This is a genomic window from Anaerovibrio sp., from assembly GCF_024697385.1.
Classification (GTDB): domain Bacteria; phylum Bacillota; class Negativicutes; order Selenomonadales; family Selenomonadaceae; genus Anaerovibrio.
On record NZ_JAILFV010000002.1, the window covers coordinates 1 to 17,066 of the forward strand.

General features: G+C 44.0%; 15 protein-coding genes and 1 tRNA gene. 1 reads left to right on the forward strand and 15 read right to left on the reverse strand.

Annotated elements, in window-relative coordinates; genetic code table 11:
* Nucleotides 1-224: 224 nt before the first annotated feature.
* From K6C05_RS00025 to rpmE, 15 genes are all read right to left on the reverse strand, one after another.
* A tRNA-Arg gene (locus tag K6C05_RS00025) sits at nt 225-301 on the reverse strand.
* Nucleotides 302-358: 57 nt separating this feature from the next.
* Nucleotides 359-2,266 carry a heavy metal translocating P-type ATPase gene (locus K6C05_RS00030; protein ID WP_296730171.1) on the reverse strand — a complete coding sequence of 636 codons (1,908 nt, stop codon included), beginning with the start codon at nt 2,264-2,266 and terminating at the stop codon, nt 359-361.
* A gap of 15 nt (nt 2,267-2,281) precedes the next feature.
* Entirely contained in the window at nt 2,282-2,500 is a 219-nt protein-coding gene (locus K6C05_RS00035) for a cation transporter (RefSeq protein ID WP_296730172.1), read from the reverse strand.
* Nucleotides 2,501-2,744: 244 nt separating this feature from the next.
* Nucleotides 2,745-4,073 carry an MFS transporter gene (locus tag K6C05_RS00040; RefSeq protein WP_296730173.1) on the reverse strand — a complete coding sequence of 443 codons (1,329 nt, stop codon included), beginning with the start codon at nt 4,071-4,073 and terminating at the stop codon, nt 2,745-2,747.
* Between the two features lie 303 nt (nt 4,074-4,376).
* Nucleotides 4,377-5,828 carry a glycosyltransferase family 39 protein gene (locus tag K6C05_RS00045; protein WP_296730175.1) on the reverse strand — a complete coding sequence of 484 codons (1,452 nt, stop codon included), beginning with the start codon at nt 5,826-5,828 and terminating at the stop codon, nt 4,377-4,379.
* A gap of 18 nt (nt 5,829-5,846) precedes the next feature.
* Nucleotides 5,847-7,112, reverse strand: coding sequence for a UDP-N-acetylglucosamine 1-carboxyvinyltransferase (gene murA, locus K6C05_RS00050; protein ID WP_296730176.1), 1,266 nt, complete (start codon nt 7,110-7,112; stop codon nt 5,847-5,849).
* A 244-nt stretch (nt 7,113-7,356) separates the two neighbouring features.
* On the reverse strand, nt 7,357-8,538 hold the full coding sequence (locus K6C05_RS00055; RefSeq protein WP_296730177.1) for an iron-containing alcohol dehydrogenase: 1,182 nt from the start codon (nt 8,536-8,538) through the stop codon (nt 7,357-7,359).
* Nucleotides 8,539-8,612: 74 nt separating this feature from the next.
* Nucleotides 8,613-9,248 carry a uracil phosphoribosyltransferase gene (gene upp / locus K6C05_RS00060; RefSeq protein WP_296730179.1) on the reverse strand — a complete coding sequence of 212 codons (636 nt, stop codon included), beginning with the start codon at nt 9,246-9,248 and terminating at the stop codon, nt 8,613-8,615.
* A gap of 140 nt (nt 9,249-9,388) precedes the next feature.
* Entirely contained in the window at nt 9,389-10,636 is a 1,248-nt protein-coding gene (glyA, locus tag K6C05_RS00065) for a serine hydroxymethyltransferase (RefSeq protein WP_296730182.1), read from the reverse strand.
* Nucleotides 10,637-10,657: 21 nt separating this feature from the next.
* Nucleotides 10,658-11,104, reverse strand: coding sequence for a ribose 5-phosphate isomerase B (gene rpiB, locus K6C05_RS00070; RefSeq protein WP_296730183.1), 447 nt, complete (start codon nt 11,102-11,104; stop codon nt 10,658-10,660).
* A 219-nt stretch (nt 11,105-11,323) separates the two neighbouring features.
* A complete protein-coding gene (locus tag K6C05_RS00075) occupies nt 11,324-11,965 on the reverse strand; it encodes an L-threonylcarbamoyladenylate synthase (protein WP_296730184.1) in 642 nt (213 codons plus the stop codon).
* Nucleotides 11,950-12,819 carry a peptide chain release factor N(5)-glutamine methyltransferase gene (prmC, locus tag K6C05_RS00080; RefSeq protein WP_296730185.1) on the reverse strand — a complete coding sequence of 290 codons (870 nt, stop codon included), beginning with the start codon at nt 12,817-12,819 and terminating at the stop codon, nt 11,950-11,952. Before prmC ends, K6C05_RS00075 begins: the two co-directional genes overlap by 16 nt.
* A gap of 9 nt (nt 12,820-12,828) precedes the next feature.
* Nucleotides 12,829-13,899, reverse strand: coding sequence for a peptide chain release factor 1 (prfA, locus tag K6C05_RS00085; protein ID WP_296730205.1), 1,071 nt, complete (start codon nt 13,897-13,899; stop codon nt 12,829-12,831).
* Between the two features lie 53 nt (nt 13,900-13,952).
* Nucleotides 13,953-14,897 (reverse strand): DUF1385 domain-containing protein, encoded by a 945-nt coding sequence (locus K6C05_RS00090; RefSeq protein ID WP_296730187.1) that lies wholly within the window; start codon nt 14,895-14,897, stop codon nt 13,953-13,955.
* A gap of 112 nt (nt 14,898-15,009) precedes the next feature.
* Nucleotides 15,010-15,210: a 50S ribosomal protein L31 gene (gene rpmE / locus K6C05_RS00095; RefSeq protein ID WP_296730188.1), complete on the reverse strand. Its 201-nt coding sequence runs from the start codon at nt 15,208-15,210 to the stop codon at nt 15,010-15,012.
* Between the two features lie 545 nt (nt 15,211-15,755).
* Between rpmE and clpX the strand changes: the two genes are divergently transcribed.
* Entirely contained in the window at nt 15,756-17,039 is a 1,284-nt protein-coding gene (clpX, locus tag K6C05_RS00100) for an ATP-dependent Clp protease ATP-binding subunit ClpX (RefSeq protein ID WP_296730190.1), read from the forward strand.
* Nucleotides 17,040-17,066 lie beyond the last annotated feature (27 nt).

A 17,066-nucleotide genomic window follows, 5' to 3' on the forward strand; every position in this document is an offset into this window, starting at 1 on the left:
CTCCCGTGCGCGGGAACATAATTTCCCGTTCTAATTTACATAGCGGACTGTTAATGGCACTATATCATAAGAAAATATATTTGTCGATACCGTGTGTAGTGTACACTTTGTCAAAAGTTATTGGCATACTTATTGGCATACTAGAGGTGCAAATCATGATCTTGCCCGCAGAAAACAAAAACCTCGAAATCAGCACAAGCACTGACTTCGAGGTTGTTTTCATCTGGTGCGAATGGCGCGATTCGAACGCGCGACCCCCTGCTTAGGAGGCAGATGCTCTATCCAGCTGAGCTACATCCGCAACAGTATTATTTTACACTTTATATCCTTGTTTTGTCAATGAATTGATAAATAAGTATCAATCACACAATGTTTCCGCCATTACCGTCTTTTCATCCATGTTGGCCGCACTGGTATTTTCCCGCAAATACAAGGCCCGCATTGCATTGAGAATGGCCAGGACTGCAACCCCTACATCAGCAAACACTGCAGCCCAAAGGGAGGTATAGCCCAGGACACCTGTTATCATGACCAGCACCTTGATCCCAATGGAACCAATAATGTTCTGCCAACATATCCCCATTGTCTTTCTAGCTATCTGAATAGCAGTACCCAATTTATTCAGCTCATCTGTCATCAATACAACATCTGCGGCCTCTATAGCGGCATCTGATCCAATACCACCCATTGCGACACCAATATCAGCCCTGGCAAGTACCGGAGCATCGTTTATACCATCTCCTACATAAGCCAGGGTCTTGCCCGGGGAGACGTCCTTCAACAGCCTGTTGACACCACCCACTTTATCGGCCGGCAGCAGTTCAGCCATCACTTCATCCATTCCTACCACAGCTGCAACCTTGTTGGCAATATCCGTCTTGTCTCCGGAAAGCATTACCGTTTTCCTTATACCGGCATTTTTGATTGTCTTTATGGCATTAGCCGCACCAGCCTTGATACGGTCAGCAATCAGGATATAGCCTGCATATATATCATCTACCGCGATGTATACGACTGTCCCGGTAACAGACGCCAATTCATGGGAAATATTCATTTTGGTCAGCAAGGGTTCATTGCCGGCCGCAATCCTGTGGCCCCGGACTGTAGCTAACACCCCATAGCCTGCCTCTTCCCTAATATCATCCACGCTTTCCCGATTAATACTTTTCCCATAGGCTCTTTGCAGGGACTCAGCAATAGGGTGCAACGAATCTATTTCAGCAGCTGCCCCATAAAACAAGAGTTCCTCCTTGCTTATTGAACCAACAGGGACCACTTCCTGGACATCAAAGCAGCCCTCTGTGATAGTTCCGGTTTTATCAAAGGCAACTATTTCCACATCAGCCAAGCGCTCCAGATAATCTCCTCCCTTGACCAATATTCCCTTGCGGGATGCCCCACCAATACCGCCAAAAAAGCTCATTGGGATGGAAATCACCAATGCACATGGGCAGGAAATAACCAAAAATGTCAGTGCCCTATACAACCAGACATCAAAGGCCTCACCCAGCAACAAGGGTGGCAATGCAGCCACCAATATGGCAATGCCCACTACTATGGGAGTATAATATCTGGCAAATCTGGTAATAAATTTCTCCGTTTTTGCCTTTTGAGTTCCAGAGGTTTCAACAAGCTCCAAAACCCTTTCTACGGTAGACTGATCATAGGTAGCCGTTGCCTTGAGCCTGATGGAAGCAGTCTGATTTATACAGCCGCTTATTGCCGTGTCGCCGATGCCCAGCTCTCGAGGAACGGATTCCCCGGTAAGTGCTGCTGTATCTACGAAGGATTTACCATCGATGACCTCACCATCCAAGGGAATGCGCTCTCCTGGTCTTACCAGCAGCACTTCTCCCACCTCAACCTCATATGGATCTACCTGAATGACCTGCTCATTCCTAACAACATTGGCATAATCCGGCCTTATATCAATCAGCTCACCAATTGAATTTCTGACCCTGCCGGTAGCATAGGACTGAAACCATTCACCCAGCTGATAAAAGGCCATAACTGCTGCCCCCTCAGCATACTCATGAATGAGCATCGCTCCTATTGAAGCAACAGACATAAGGAAAAATTCATCGAAAACCTGTCCTTTACCAATGTTCCTTACTGCCTTTAAAAGCACATCCCAGCCTACCACTGCGAAGGATAGCACAGCCAGTCCGATGCCATAAATGGTTGTCTCTCCCAAAAAAATACTTGCAGCTAAAATCACAATACCGGCAATTATTCGTTTTAATGTATTTTTTTGCTTAATAGTCATTTGATCTCAGCCTCGTTATTTACCTATTACAACATCCGGCTCATACCCGTGAATAATTTCCTCTGATTTCTGCAAGACATAATCCATTTTATCCTCATCGACTTCCAGCAGCATTCTCTGACTCATAAAATTAACACGACAAGACTTTACCTCCGGCAGTTTGCTGATGGCATCCTCCATTTTACCTGCGCAAACAGCACAATCCAAGCCTTCCAGTTTAATATTTTTCTTCATAACTGATCATCTCCTCATCAATAACATATGAATGTCTGTTCATATGTTATTGTATCATGTTCACAAAATCTGTCAACATACTTTTCACTTATTTAACATTTCCAATATCTCCCCGGCCCCTGCCCCATGGACTTATGAATACTGCTTATTCTGAAAATTTTCCACATAAAAAGGACTGGAACCAGGTCCAGTCCTTTTAGACAAAATAAGCTTTAATTAAATTTAATCATTGGCCATCTGAGCGTTATCCAATGCTTTCCAGTTGCTTCTGTCGTGTTTCTGTTCCCAAGGTCAACACTACTGCTGATACCACAATGAATACCGCTGCAAACATGATAAATACATTATTTATACCCATTTGTCCTGAGATCATTACACCAACAAGGGCTGGTGCAATCATTCCACCAATACGGCCAAAGCCAGCTGCCCAACCGCTTCCCAAGGCTCTCATGGATGTTGGATACAGCTCCGGCGTATAGGTATAAATAACACCCCAGGCACCCAAATTGAAGAAGGACATTGTTGCTCCCCAGAAAAGCAGCATTTCTGAAGTTGCAGCATTGCCAAAGAAGTAGCTGGCTACGCCACTCATCAACAAGAAAACTGAAAGTGTATTTTTTCTCCCGATTACATCTACCAGCCAGGCCGCACAATAATATCCAGGCAATTGAGCAACCGTCATGATCAATACATACTCAAAGGTTTTGACAACGGCAAAGCCCTGCTGGAAAACGATTGATGGCAACCACATGAATATCCCGTAATAACTGTACACGATACCAAACCAGGCCATCCACAGCATGATTGTCCTCTTTACGTATTTTTCACTCCAAAGGGTTTTCGGTCCAGCCACTTCAACAGCAGCACTGCCCCTTTCCTCAGGAGTTAATTCCTTATCAAACGGTACGCTGTCTATATGAAGTTTTTTCTCCAAATCCAAAATAATTTCCTTTGCTTCCTCAACCTTATTTTTGGAAATCAGATATCTAACTGATTCCGGCATATGAAGCCTGATTAAAAATACATACAGCGCCGGCAAGGTACCTATGACAAAGGCAATTTTCCAGCCAAACTGTGGAATCAGCAAATATGCTATACATGCTGCTACCAACCAACCAATGCCCCAAAAACTCTCTAGCAGAACTATAAATCTGCCACGCAGTCTGGTAGGAGCATATTCTGACATCAGGGTAGCCGCAACCGGCAGCTCGCCGCCCAGGCCAAAACCTACCAAAAATCTAAAGAACAACAAGGTTTCATAATTCCAGGCCAATGCGCACATCCCTGTTCCCAGGGCATACATAAGAACTGTTATTGTAAACACTTTTTTACGGCCTATTCTGTCGGCTATGGTACCGGATATTACAGCACCCAGGGCCATACCTATCAGGCCTATGCTGCCGATCCAGCCCATCTGTCCTGGTGTAAGGCCCCATTCCTTGGCCAACACAGGCAAAACAAAGGCAATAAGCCCTGTATCCATTGAATCAAATAACCAACCTAGCCCAGTCACCAAAAGCAATTTGTAGTGAAAAGAGCCTACAGGCATTTTTTCCAGTCTGTCCAAAATCATTACTTTACATCCTCCTATAATCAGCTGTCATGACACCTATTTATACACATGTATGTATTTTACTCTTTTTTATAGAAAAAGCAAGAAAAATATATCACTATTAAGCAATTTCTTTATCCCCACTGATCATATGACCGCATTTCACAAATTGCTGACATGTTGATGTGTACTGCTTCCTGGGGCTCAGAAAGAGGACTAACATTTACACTGCATGGATTTCAGATTATTATTCTGTTCTAGGACAATGTAAGTAAAAAAATACACCGGACTATGTGTCCAGTGTATTTTAAATCTCAAATATTCTTATTGTCTGGCTTTTCGGTAATATACCCGGGCATTCTTAAATGATTCCAGCAGCTCCCATTCAGCAGTATTGAAATCCTTCTCGAAGGAATCAAAACGCCTGTTATTCAAAATCAGGTAAATATCCTTGTCTTCAGGCAACTCCTCAAAGGATATAAACGGCATGACATTTTTTGCATTCCAGCTTTTGCCATCCGGTAACATTCCAGGAATAGCTTTGGCGTCCTCCAGCCGATAAACTAATTTATCACCATAAAAAACATTTGATGTCTTATAGTCGCCATAGCTTACCACCAGATCATCCGCCTTGACACGATCCTTATAAACGGCTGCGACATTCTTGCAGGAATATCCTTCATTGGAGCAGGCAGGTACGGCTACCGCAAAGGTCAGTACCGCATAAAGCGCCAACATCACCCCTACTGTACGCTTGACCAGCTTCTCCCGGTCGTACAGATATCTGGCAATAAGGATTGCAATAGGCAAAAGCGCAGGCAAGGTATAAGTCGTGTACTTTGTTGCCATGCACTGATAAAAAATATTGACCACCAGGGCCCATACCAGCAAAAAGCTGCCGGTCATATCCAGTTCCGGGCGTTTTTTCAGCTTGATATACTTTCGGATAACTGCAGGTAATGTCCAGCTCCAAGGCAAACAGCCCAAGAAAAAAATCATCAGGTAATAATACCATACATTCCATTGTGGGTGCTCTGATTGTGTAGCCCTAAGAAAGTTATGTACTCCCAGGAAATTATTTACAAACTCCATCCCATGGATAGTATACATGGCATAATACCAACTACCTGCCACAAGAGCATAAAGCAACAATCCCTGAGGCAGCTTCAGACGAAGAATTTCCTTAAAATCCCGTCTGATAAAGATATATACCAACAGGATAAATCCAGGAAGCAATAAACCTATAGGGCCCTTATCCAATGTAGCAAGCCCGGCAAACAAATAGCACAGATAATAATAACTGCGCTTTCCTGTACTATAGCCAAGATAAAAGAAAATCAATACAGCATCAAAAAAGACAAACAAGGTTAAATCAGTGATAACTGTTTTTGATAAAAGCCAGTATTCAAAGCAGGTTCCCAGGATACCGGCAGCCATGAGACCTGTTTTCCGGTCATACAGCTTTCTGGCAAATAAATATGTCATCATCAATCCCAAAACGCCAAAAACACTTGGGAAAAATCTGGCGGCAAATTCATTTACACCGAATAGTTTATAGGCAACAATCAATTCCCAATAAAAAAACGCCGGTTTGTCATACCAATAATTGCCATATATTCTAGGTGAAACATAATCCCCTGAACGCATCATTTCCAAAGCGGTAAGGGTATAATTTGATTCCACCGGGTCCGTAATGGCTATTGCCCAATTCCCCAGCAAAAACAACACCAACCCAACAATGCCAATGAGGGAAAGATCTCTCTTAGTTATGTCCATTTACTGCTCCTTATTTATCTACACATCAACCCGTCTGATATCAGCACCCAGGCCAATCAGTTTGGCAACAAGGTTATCATATCCCCTGTCAATGTGATGTATATACCCTATAGCGGTTTCGCCATCAGCCACCAGCCCGGCCAATACCATAGCTGCTCCTGCCCTGAGGTCAGTCGCCTTTACCTGGCAACCTGTCAATGAAGGCACACCTTCCACAACTGATGTTCTTCCATCAATCTTGATATTTGCGCCCATACGCTTTAATTCATCAACATGCATAAATCTATTTTCAAATACGGTCTCTGTCACCATCCCCGAGCCTTCAGAAACAGTCAGCATGGCCATGAACTGCGCCTGCATATCCGTAGGGAAGCCAGGATATGGCATAGTCTTGATATCCACAGCCTTGGTAACAGTATCACAAAAGACACGAATGCCATCTATATGCTCTTCAATGCTGACTCCTGCTTCCTTCAGTTTTGCAATGACAGGCTTCAGATGCTCACTTATGGCGTTTTCGATATATACATCTCCCTTGGTCATAGCAGCAGCTACCATATAGGTACCTGCTTCGATACGATCCGGAATAATAGTATAATTCTTGCCGGTTAATTTCTTAACACCATCAATTTTAATAACATTGGTACCGGCACCACGAATTTTGGCACCCATGACATTCAAATAATTTGCCAAATCAATAATTTCCGGCTCCTGGGCAGGGTTTTCAATGACAGTCTGTCCTTCCGCCATAGAGGCTGCCATGATTATGTTCTCAGTAGCACCCACACTTGGGAAATCCAAATAAATCCTTGCACCCTTTAATCCCTGTGGAGCATGAGCCTCAATAAATCCATGACCGATATTGACCTCTGCCCCCAAGGCCTCAAAGCCCTTTAAATGTAGGTCAATAGGGCGTGTACCGATGGCACACCCTCCTGGCAGCGAAATTTTTGCCTTACCATACCGGGCCAGCAATGGGCCGATAATAAGAAAGGATGCCCTCATTTTCCTTACCAGGTCATATGGAGCCTCACAGCTGGCAATACTTGAACTGTCCACCATCAGGGTATTCTTGTCAGCGTCAAACTCCGCCTTTACACCCAGCTTGACCAAAACCTCGGTAATAGTATGAACATCATCCAGCGCAGGAACCTCTTCCAATCGACTCGGTGTATCCTGTCCCAAAAGAGTTGCAGCTATAATAGGCAAAACAGCATTCTTGGCACCACTTATTTTTACGCGTCCAGTCAAACGCTTGCCACCATTTATTATCAACTTTTCCATTTATGTAAATTTCCCCCTAAAATAGGCATACTTCTTGACATTAATACACTTCAGTTTACCATATATGTTATTCTCTTGCAAATTGAAAAGAAAAGTTTTGGCAGCAATAAAATAAATACCATTTTTTCTGTCAGAAATACATCTCCAAATGATAAAAGGGCCGGAAAACCATCTCGTTTTCCAGCCCTGATTCATGTCAAACCCGTCTATTTTACGCCGGGCTTTTCATTACAGTCTATGACAGTCATTTATTGACACTTTGGTATATTGCCATGACATCCGCCTTACTCATTGGATGGAATACTCCAACCTTTTTGGAATCATTAGCCGTACAGATATCAGCAAGTTTTTCTATATCTGCATCTGAAAGGACTCCGATTCCCAATTTACTAAAGTTCGTAGGCAATCCAATCTGCTCAAAGAATTCCCTGGTCATGCGAATACCTGCCCTGGAGCGTTCTTCTGCTGTACCGGCATTAACACCCCATACCCTTTCAGCATACTGGGCAAACCGTTCCGGGTTATCCTCGTAAACGAACCGCGCCCAGGCTGGCCACATTACTGCCAAGGATGCCCCATGGGTAACATCATATACTCCACTAAGGACATGACCCAACTTGTGGGCAGAAAACTCCTTGCCCCGTCCCAGTCCGGTAAAACCATTGTGTGAAACACTGCCACACCACATGATTTCACTCATGGCCTGATAGTTTTTCCTATGTGCCACTGCTATACGACCATATTTGATGACATTTGTCATCAGGGCTTCCGCCACCAGATCAGTAAATACATTGTCCTCAGTATATGATATATATCTTTCCAGGGTATGCATAATAATATCTGCAACACCACAGGCAATCTGGTATGGTGGCAGGGTAAATGTCAGTTCCGGATTCATTATCGCAAAATCAGGTCTGATCAGGTCACTGTGAGCACCACCTTTTCTGCCTGTACCATCAATGGTCAGTACAGCCGAATCACTGGTCTCGCTTCCGGCAGCCGCAATTGTAAGGACTACCCCTATTGGGGCACAGACATCAAAGGTGCGTCCCTTGTCCCAATATTCCATGATATCGACTTCAGGGTTGGCCACCCCTACTGCCACAGCCTTTGCTGTGTCAATAACACTTCCTCCACCGACTGCCAGGACCATATCAGCACCAAAATCGATTGCCTCCTTTACAGCCTTCTGGGCAAAGGACAGAACAGGATTTGGCTGAACCCCGCCCAAAGTCTTAAAGAGAATATCTCCTGCGGTGAGATTTTCTTCTATCCTCTTTAAAAGACCACTGCGCTCAACACTTCCGCCACCATAAATCACCATTACCCTCGAACCACCGTATTGCTGTACTTTTGCTGCAGTCTGGGCCTCAGCATTTTTGCCAAAAACGATATCAGTCGGACAATAAAACTCAAAATTCTGCATAAAATCCCTCCCTAAAAAATACTGCCGACCGGCACACAGTATGCACCAGCCGGCAGATAACGCCCAATATACTATTACAATGTTCCAAAAATCCTGTCCCCGGCATCCCCAAGCCCAGGAACAATATAACCGTGTTCGTTGAGGCACTCATCTATGGCAGCCACATAAACCGGCACATCAGGATGTTCCTCATTGATTACCTTAATTCCCTCCGGTGCAGCAACCAGGCACATAAGCACAATATTCTTGGCGCCCTTTTCTTTTAATAAGGACAAGGCCGCTGCAGATGATCCACCGGTAGCCAACATCGGATCAACAACAATCAAGGTACGCTCAGCCACATCTCCAGGCAGCTTGCAGTAATATTCTACAGGCTTTAATGTTTCCGGATCTCTATACATACCTACATGACCTACTCTTGCTGATGGAATCATGTTTACTACACCGTTCAGCAGGCCCAGGCCAGCCCGGAGAATCGGAACTACGCCTACTTTTTTACCGGCCAAAACCTTGGCCTTGCATTTTGCCACAGGGGTCTCGATATCAATTTCCTTAAGCGGAAAATCCCTGGTTACTTCATAGGTCATGAGCATTGCTATCTCTTCAAGCAACTGACGAAAATCCTTGGAGCTGGTCTCCTTTTTACGCATGATAGTCAGCTTATGCTGAATTAATGGATGATTTACTACAATGGCTTTTAAATCTGACATTTTTTCCTCCTGATGAGATATCATTATTCTTAACTACTAACATTATAACGCAATTGTCGCAATTTTCCAAAGATAAAACGCATATCAAAATATACACCTAATCTATGGCAATAACATATAGCATTATTTACATCAGCGTATTATTCGTACAATGGATATTTTTTGCACAGAGCAGCTACACGGCTTCTCGCTTCGCTCTTAGCACCTTCATCTTCAGGATTATCCAATACAAGGGCTATTATATTGCCCACCTCACGCATATCATCCTCTTTGAATCCACGGGTAGTGAGGGCAGGTGAGCCCAATCTCAGGCCACTGGTAACAAATGGGCTGAGCTTCTCAAATGGGATAGTGTTTTTATTGGCAGTTATTCCCACCTCATCCAATACATTCTGAGCAATCTTACCGGTAATATTTTTATTGGTCAGGTCAACCAGCATTAGGTGATTGTCTGTTCCCCCAGAGACAATCCTGAATCCTTTTTCAGTGAGAGTCTCTGCCAAAGCCTTGGCATTCTTCAAAATCTGCTGAGCATACTCCTTGAACTCCGGAGACAGTGCTTCCTTAAAGGCTACAGCCTTAGCTGCAATAACATGCATAAGTGGGCCTCCCTGAATGCCAGGGAAAATAGCCTTGTTGAACTGTTTGCCGAATTCTGCATCCTTGCATAAAATCAAGCCGCCACGAGGACCGCGCAAGGTTTTATGGGTAGTGGTGGTTACAACATCTGCATATGGAACAGGTGACGGGTGAAGCCCTGCAACTACCAATCCGGCAATATGGGCTATGTCTACCATCAGATAAGCACCAACTGAATGGGCAATATCTGCCAGTTTAGGAAAATCCAACACTCTTGCATAGGCTGATGCACCTGCTACAATCAGCTTTGGCCTGCACTCCTCTGCTACCTTTCTGATGTGGTCATAATCAAGCTGTTCTGTATCAGCACTTACACCATAAGGGACAATCTTAAAATATTTCCCTGACATATTCACCGGACTGCCATGGGTAAGATGCCCACCGTCAGTGAGATTCAGCCCCATTACAGTATCACCCGGGGTCAACAATGCAAAAAATACTGCCATATTAGCCTGAGCTCCTGAATGTGGCTGTACATTTGCATACTCTGCCCCAAAAAGCTCCTTGGCACGATCAATAGCCAGCTGTTCTACAACATCTACATACTCACAGCCGCCATAATACCGCTTTCCAGGATATCCCTCAGCATACTTATTGGTAAGGACACTCCCCTGAGCTGCCATTACGGCTGAGCTGACAATATTTTCTGATGCTATAAGTTCCAATTTGTTGCGCTGACGATTTAATTCATCATCTATTACCTTCGCTACCTCAGGGTCAACAGTCTTAAGTTCATCCATTAAGCTCATAACTAAATCCTCCTGCTATAATTATTTATTTTCCAAAGCCATCATTTTTTCAATCCGGCGTTTATGGCGTTCACCATTTGAAAACTCTGTATCCAGCCATGCCCTGACAATTTCACTTGCAGGTCCGGGTCCCAGGACCCTTCCCCCCATGACCAGAACATTTGCATCATTATGTTCCCTTGACATACGGGCAGAATAAACATCACTGCAAAGTGCCGCCCTTATACCATGAACCTTATTGGCTGCCATGGAGATGCCTATGCCTGTACCGCACATCAGTATGCCCCGTTCAGCCTGCCCATCTTTAATTTTATGACAAACCTTCTCGGCTATATCAGGATAATCCACAGACTCCTTATTGAATGTTCCCGCATCTTCAACCTGGATATCCTTATATTCTGATAATACCTCCAACACAGAATGCTTTAGCTCCAGTGCTCCATGATCGCACCCTATACAAATTTTCATCCAACCTTCTCCTATTCTTAATCTACTTTCTAAGACCATTTTCTAGAGTATTGTAACATAGATAACGCCATAGATAAATTTATTTTTAATGGATATGAAAAAATCGGCCTGTTTTCACAGACCAATTCCCTTACGCATATCCGATAGTATTCTTCCCTGCCGGTACTACCCTTAGCAGATAACCCTACTGTCATGCATATATTTTTTATTAATAACCAACTATGTCCTTAACGCACATTTCATGATATCAGCGGCAGGGATAGCTCCCTGGCGGACAATATATGGGACATCTCCTGTACAATCAACAATGGTTGATTCCACCCCCAACTGACATGGCCCTCCATCTAAAATCATCGGTATCCGCCCACACATGTCATCATAAACCATCCGTGCGGATACAGGGCTGGGATGAGCTGATATATTTGCACTTGGCACGGCCAATGGACCTCCCACTGCCTTTAGTACGGCCAAAGCAATCTCATTATCAGGAATTCTGATTCCCACTGTTGACTTTCCCCCAGTAACAATCTCAGGAACAATATCTCTCTTTGGCAATATAACTGTTATTGGGCCGGGACAAAATTCCTTAAATAATCTCCAGGCCATATCAGGAACCCTTGCAGCAATTTCCCCGGCCATGGCAATATCACTTATTTGCAGGGAAAATGCCTTATATCCGGGGCGCTCCTTGGCTTCATACAATGCTCTGACGGCCATGGGGTTAAGTCCCGCAGCAGCCAATCCATACACGGTCTCCGTGGGCATGGCCACCAGCTTGCCATCACGAATCAGTTTGGCAGCCTGTTTGATAAACCCCATGTCCTTTTTTAAATCAGCTATCCTAACTACTTCTGTTTCCATAATACGACAACCCTGTTAATACCAGCCAAATCCTTTACTATCTCAATTCTGCCCCAACCGGCTTTTTCTGCAAGCTCTACCAAGGCATCACTTTGATTTATGCCGATTTCCATTGCCAAAAAGCCCTCGTCCTCCAATAACGGTAATGAATCAACTACCAGCCGCCTGTAAAAATCAAGGCCATCTTCACCGCCATTCAAAGCCAACTCAGGTTCAAAGGATTTCACATCCTGATCCAGCGATACTATATCCCCTGCAGGAATATACGGCGGGTTGGAGACTATGGCAATAAATTTTCTGTCCTTGACCGGTTCCAGCAAATCCCCCTGTAAAAACTCTATCCTTGAGGATAAACCCATGCGCTGAGCATTTTCACGGGCTACTGCAATAGCCTCAGCCGATACATCAACGGACACAGCCTGCAGGGAGGACAAATATTTCAACAACGACAAGCATATAGCCCCAGACCCGGTTCCTATATCAGCTATGGCCCCTATGTCCCCGGCCCCGGTTTTCAGCCTGAATATAACAGTTTCCACTAAAATTTCCGTATCCGGTCTTGGTATCAGCGTATCCTCAGTAACAATAAAATCGAGGCCCATAAAGTCCTTATGCCCCACTATATATGCCACAGGCTTATGCTGCACCCTCTGCTTTATATAGCTTTTGAATTCTGCCAGCTCCTCGTTGCTCAAGGGCTGATCAAAGTGCACATAAAGGTAAATTCTTTCCTTTTTCAAAACATGACAAAGAAGCACCTCACTATCCAAACGGGGAGAATCAACACCGGCCTTTTGGAAGTATTGTTCTGTCCATTTTAACAGCCTGCCTATTGTCCATAACTCATCTGCCATGATTACCTCTTAGTCAACATTTTTCATGCGTTCTGCCTGATCTGCAGTTATCAGCCCATTTAAGAGCTCATCCAGCTGCCCATCCAGAACAAAATCCAATTTATGTAATGTCAGGCCTATACGATGGTCTGTTACACGCCCTTGAGGGAAATTATAGGTTCTTATCCTTTCACTGCGATCGCCTGACCCGACCTGACTCTTGCGGTCTGCAGCTATAGAATCCGTCTGTTGTTGCTGTGCCTGCTCAAGAACTCTGGCTCTAAGTACCCGCATTGCTTTTTCCTTGTTTTTAAGCTGGGATTTTTCATCCTGACACTGCACTACAATACCTGTCGGCATATGTGTAATGCGTATTGCCGTTTCTGTCTTATTGACATACTGGCCACCTGCACCACCTGCACGGTATGTATCAATGCGAATATCCTCATTCTTAATTTCGACTTCCACATCATCTGCCTCAGGCAGGACAGCTACAGTAACTGCTGATGTATGGATCCGGCCGCCTGATTCTGTAACAGGTACACGCTGCACCCGGTGGGTTCCACTTTCGTATTTTAACTTGCTATATGCGCCATATCCCTCGACAGCAAAAGAGACTTCCTTAAAGCCTCCTATTTCAGTAGCATTGGAATCCAGGATACTTACCTTCCAGCCCTGACTCTCAGCATATCGGGAGTACATACGGAAAAGATCACCTGCAAAAAGTGCCGCCTCTTCACCACCTACTCCGCCTCGGATTTCAACTATGACATTCTTGTCATCATTGGGATCTTTTGGCAACAACATAATCGGCAGCTCATTATCCAACTCTTCCTTGCGTTTTTTAAAATCTGCCAGTTCATCCTCTACCATGTGACGGAATTCATCATCATCGATGCCTTCACTGAGCATTTCCTTATTATCATCAATGCCCTGACATACTTTCTTGTATTCCCTGTAAGCATCAACTATCGGTATAAGGGAAGAATGCTCCCTATTATAATGTTGCCATTTATTCATGTCTTCCAAAACAGACGGATCACTTATAAGGGATTCCAGCTCAAGGAACTTGTCCTCCACCGCCTGTAATTTATCCATAATATTCATACAGTCTTCAGTCTTTCTTCTATAGTCCCATAATTAATATCTGCAAATCACAGTGTAACAGATGCTGTAGCCCGCATTGTTTCCGGCTGGGGCTCATCAGCACAGCGATATTCACCTGTACCCTCAGGAATCTTATCCTCAGGCAAAACTGCCTTAACCGATTCAATTGCCACTTCCATCATGTCGTCATCAGGTTCTCTGGTGGTGAGATACTGAAGCCACAAGCCTGGTTTTACGGCCCATCCCAGTACACAGTTATCAGAATTGGCTGATAATCTGATAATTTCGTAAGAAATACCTGCAACAACCGGCAATAAGACCACACGACTGAGAATGCGCAGCCACAGGTCCGGCCACCCCAAAAAAGCGAAGACAAATATGCTGACCAACATTACTATCAGCAAAAAGGAGGTCCCGCATCTTTTATGGAGACGGGTATGTTTTTTTACATTCTCTACTGTAAGAGGTTCACCTGCCTCGAAGCAGGCGATAGTTTTATGTTCGGCACCATGGTATTGAAAAACGCGCTGGATATCCTTCATGGCAGAAATAGCGAAAATATATGCCAGGAAAATAAGCAGGCGCAATACCCCTTCCATGAGGTTCAAAAAAACAGGATCATCGGTTATAAAATGAAACAGCTTGGCTGCTCCTGTTGGAATAGCTACAAATAAGACAGCCGCCATTACAAAGGCAAAAACGATGGTGGTTGCCAGCTCCTTATCGGAAATCTGTTCCTCTTCCTCCCCAGCCATCTGTGCTGAATAAGACAGGGAGCGTATTCCCATTACCAGTGATTCTCCCAGGGAAACACAGCCCCTGAAAAAAGGCTTTTTTAAGATTGGAAATCTATCCCCCAGTGAGTTTACCGGTTTGACCTGTATTTCAATTCTTTTATCCGGTGTACGCACTGCAGTGGCCACCTTTTTAGGGCCACGCATCATCACACCTTCTATTACTGCTTGTCCGCCAACAGTTATTTTATCACTCATAATTACCTCATAAATCTTACATTCTATATAAACTCCGACAAATGGGAGGCCAAAAAGTCCTCATATACAAATGAGCAGAGCATTTCTGCCCTGCTCATGAATACTTGAGTTATTACTTCTGTGCATAACGCTTGTTGAACTTCTCAATACGACCACCAGCTGCTATATCACGCTGACGGCCAGTGAAGAAAGGATGACATTTTGAGCATACATCAACTCTCAGCTCCTGCTTGGTGGAGCCAGTAGTAAAAGTATTACCACAACCACATACAACCTTTGCCTCATAAAACTCCGGATGAATTCCTGCTTTCATTCTATACACCTCGCTTTTCCCCAAATTGGGAGTATTACAAATCCACTCTGCGCGGACTTGGTCCGACTTAGCTTCCCAAAATAAGGGGCAAAGCCGAAAAATCAACTTTTCAGACGCCTAGCGCCTAACTTGTGATATTATAACACACACTATATCCCCTTGCAAGATTTAATACAGAAAAAAATCTTGAAAATTTGTCATATATACACCATAATATTAAGAGAAATTTTGAAAATATTTATCCTCTGGGAACAGTTGCCGAATTTCCCCTTTGAAGAAGGAGAATAAGCACTGTAAAGCAGAGGGAAAATTCGATGAAATTCAGGAAGTTTACTGAACCCCTGGGAATAATCCTCATTTGATATAACGCCATTGTTAACAGTTTTCCGTAGGGGAAATGTTCAAATCAGCGTTCCCTTAAAGGGACTGACTTCCTGTCGCAATTTGGCGGAAGATATTAACTCACCGCCTGTTATTACCATTACGCCCCCACCTTAAGTGGCCAGGGGACAGTTCTTACTCGTTATACAGAAAGGTAGACTCTTATGAACAGTAATGCACCTACTATTACCTGCAGTTTCTGCAAGCGCAAGGTGGTAGCAAACACACAGTACGATGTACCAATATATGATCCACGGTCAGGTTTTTCCCTATGCGCAAACTGCATAAAGGATATATATCATCTTATAGAAGACCATCAGCAGGATGAGAACATCCGCCAAAATGAAGAAACAGAACAGGCCATCAATGATGAACTGACCCGCATAAAACCTCATCTGGTCAAGGAATACCTGGATCAATATATAATCAATCAGGACCATGCAAAAAAAGTGTTGTCAGTAGCCATCTACAATCATTATAAGCGCATGAAATATGGCTTCAAGCATCCTGAAGGTGACGAAGAAATAGAAAAATCAAATGTCATAATTCTTGGACCTTCCGGCTGTGGAAAAACTGCACTTCTATCCCACCTTGCCAGGATGCTCGATATTCCTTTTGCGGTAACAGATGCCTCCAGCCTCACAGAAGCAGGCTTTGTAGGTGCAGATGTGGAAGTAGCAGTCCGCAACCTTTATTACGCAGCAGATAAGGATATCAGTCGATGTGAACATGGCATCATATACCTGGATGAATTCGACAAAATTGCCAGAAAATCAGGTGAAAATAATACCATAACAGCAGATCCGGGACACGAAGGTGTTCAACAGGCATTACTGAAAATGCTGGAGGGTAATGTGGTTGAATTTACTGCCCGAGGGCAAAGGAAGCATCCTGAAGCTCCTACCATAAAGGTCGATACCAAAAACATCTTGTTTATAGTTGGTGGAGCCTTTGTAGGCATTGAAAAAATAATTGCCAAAAGAATTCACAAGAATGATGCCAATATAGGCTTTGGCGCCCAGGTAGAGGGCAAGGGGGAAAAACCTGATTTTGATGAGCTTATACATCAGACGACCCCTGAAGATTTGATGAAGTTTGGTATCATTCCGGAAATAATCGGGAGACTGCCTATTATCTGCACCCTGGAAAATCTCGATGAGGATGCCTTGCTGCGCATACTTACCGAACCGAAAAATGCTCCGGTCAAACAATATCAAAAACTCATGGAAATGGATAATGTCCAACTGGAATTTGATAAAGATGCCTTACAGGCAGTTGCCCAAAAGGCAATTGAAAGAAAAACCGGGGCACGCTCCTTAAAGGGCATCATCGAGGATACCATGCTGAACATAATGTTCGATATACCTCAATCTGATGCCAATCGCAAAGTCACCATTACCGCCGACTGTATCAACGATGGTGCAGATCCCCTGATAGAAGAAATTTAAATACACAAGAGAAGAGGCTATGACAAC

Coding starts and splice junctions, on each gene's coding strand:
- prmC (WP_296730185.1), bottom strand. CDS start 12,819: ATGGCAGATGAGTTATGGACAATAGGCAGGCTGTTAAAATGGACAGAA.
- K6C05_RS00035 (WP_296730172.1), bottom strand. CDS start 2,500: ATGAAGAAAAATATTAAACTGGAAGGCTTGGATTGTGCTGTTTGCGCA.
- rpmE (WP_296730188.1), bottom strand. CDS start 15,210: ATGAAAGCAGGAATTCATCCGGAGTTTTATGAGGCAAAGGTTGTATGT.
- glyA (WP_296730182.1), bottom strand. CDS start 10,636: ATGAGCTTAATGGATGAACTTAAGACTGTTGACCCTGAGGTAGCGAAG.
- K6C05_RS00055 (WP_296730177.1), bottom strand. CDS start 8,538: ATGCAGAATTTTGAGTTTTATTGTCCGACTGATATCGTTTTTGGCAAA.
- K6C05_RS00075 (WP_296730184.1), bottom strand. CDS start 11,965: ATGGAAACAGAAGTAGTTAGGATAGCTGATTTAAAAAAGGACATGGGG.
- K6C05_RS00090 (WP_296730187.1), bottom strand. CDS start 14,897: ATGAGTGATAAAATAACTGTTGGCGGACAAGCAGTAATAGAAGGTGTG.
- K6C05_RS00045 (WP_296730175.1), bottom strand. CDS start 5,828: ATGGACATAACTAAGAGAGATCTTTCCCTCATTGGCATTGTTGGGTTG.
- K6C05_RS00030 (WP_296730171.1), bottom strand. CDS start 2,266: ATGACTATTAAGCAAAAAAATACATTAAAACGAATAATTGCCGGTATT.
- K6C05_RS00040 (WP_296730173.1), bottom strand. CDS start 4,073: ATGATTTTGGACAGACTGGAAAAAATGCCTGTAGGCTCTTTTCACTAC.
- murA (WP_296730176.1), bottom strand. CDS start 7,112: ATGGAAAAGTTGATAATAAATGGTGGCAAGCGTTTGACTGGACGCGTA.
- rpiB (WP_296730183.1), bottom strand. CDS start 11,104: ATGAAAATTTGTATAGGGTGCGATCATGGAGCACTGGAGCTAAAGCAT.
- clpX (WP_296730190.1), top strand. CDS start 15,756: ATGAACAGTAATGCACCTACTATTACCTGCAGTTTCTGCAAGCGCAAG.
- upp (WP_296730179.1), bottom strand. CDS start 9,248: ATGTCAGATTTAAAAGCCATTGTAGTAAATCATCCATTAATTCAGCAT.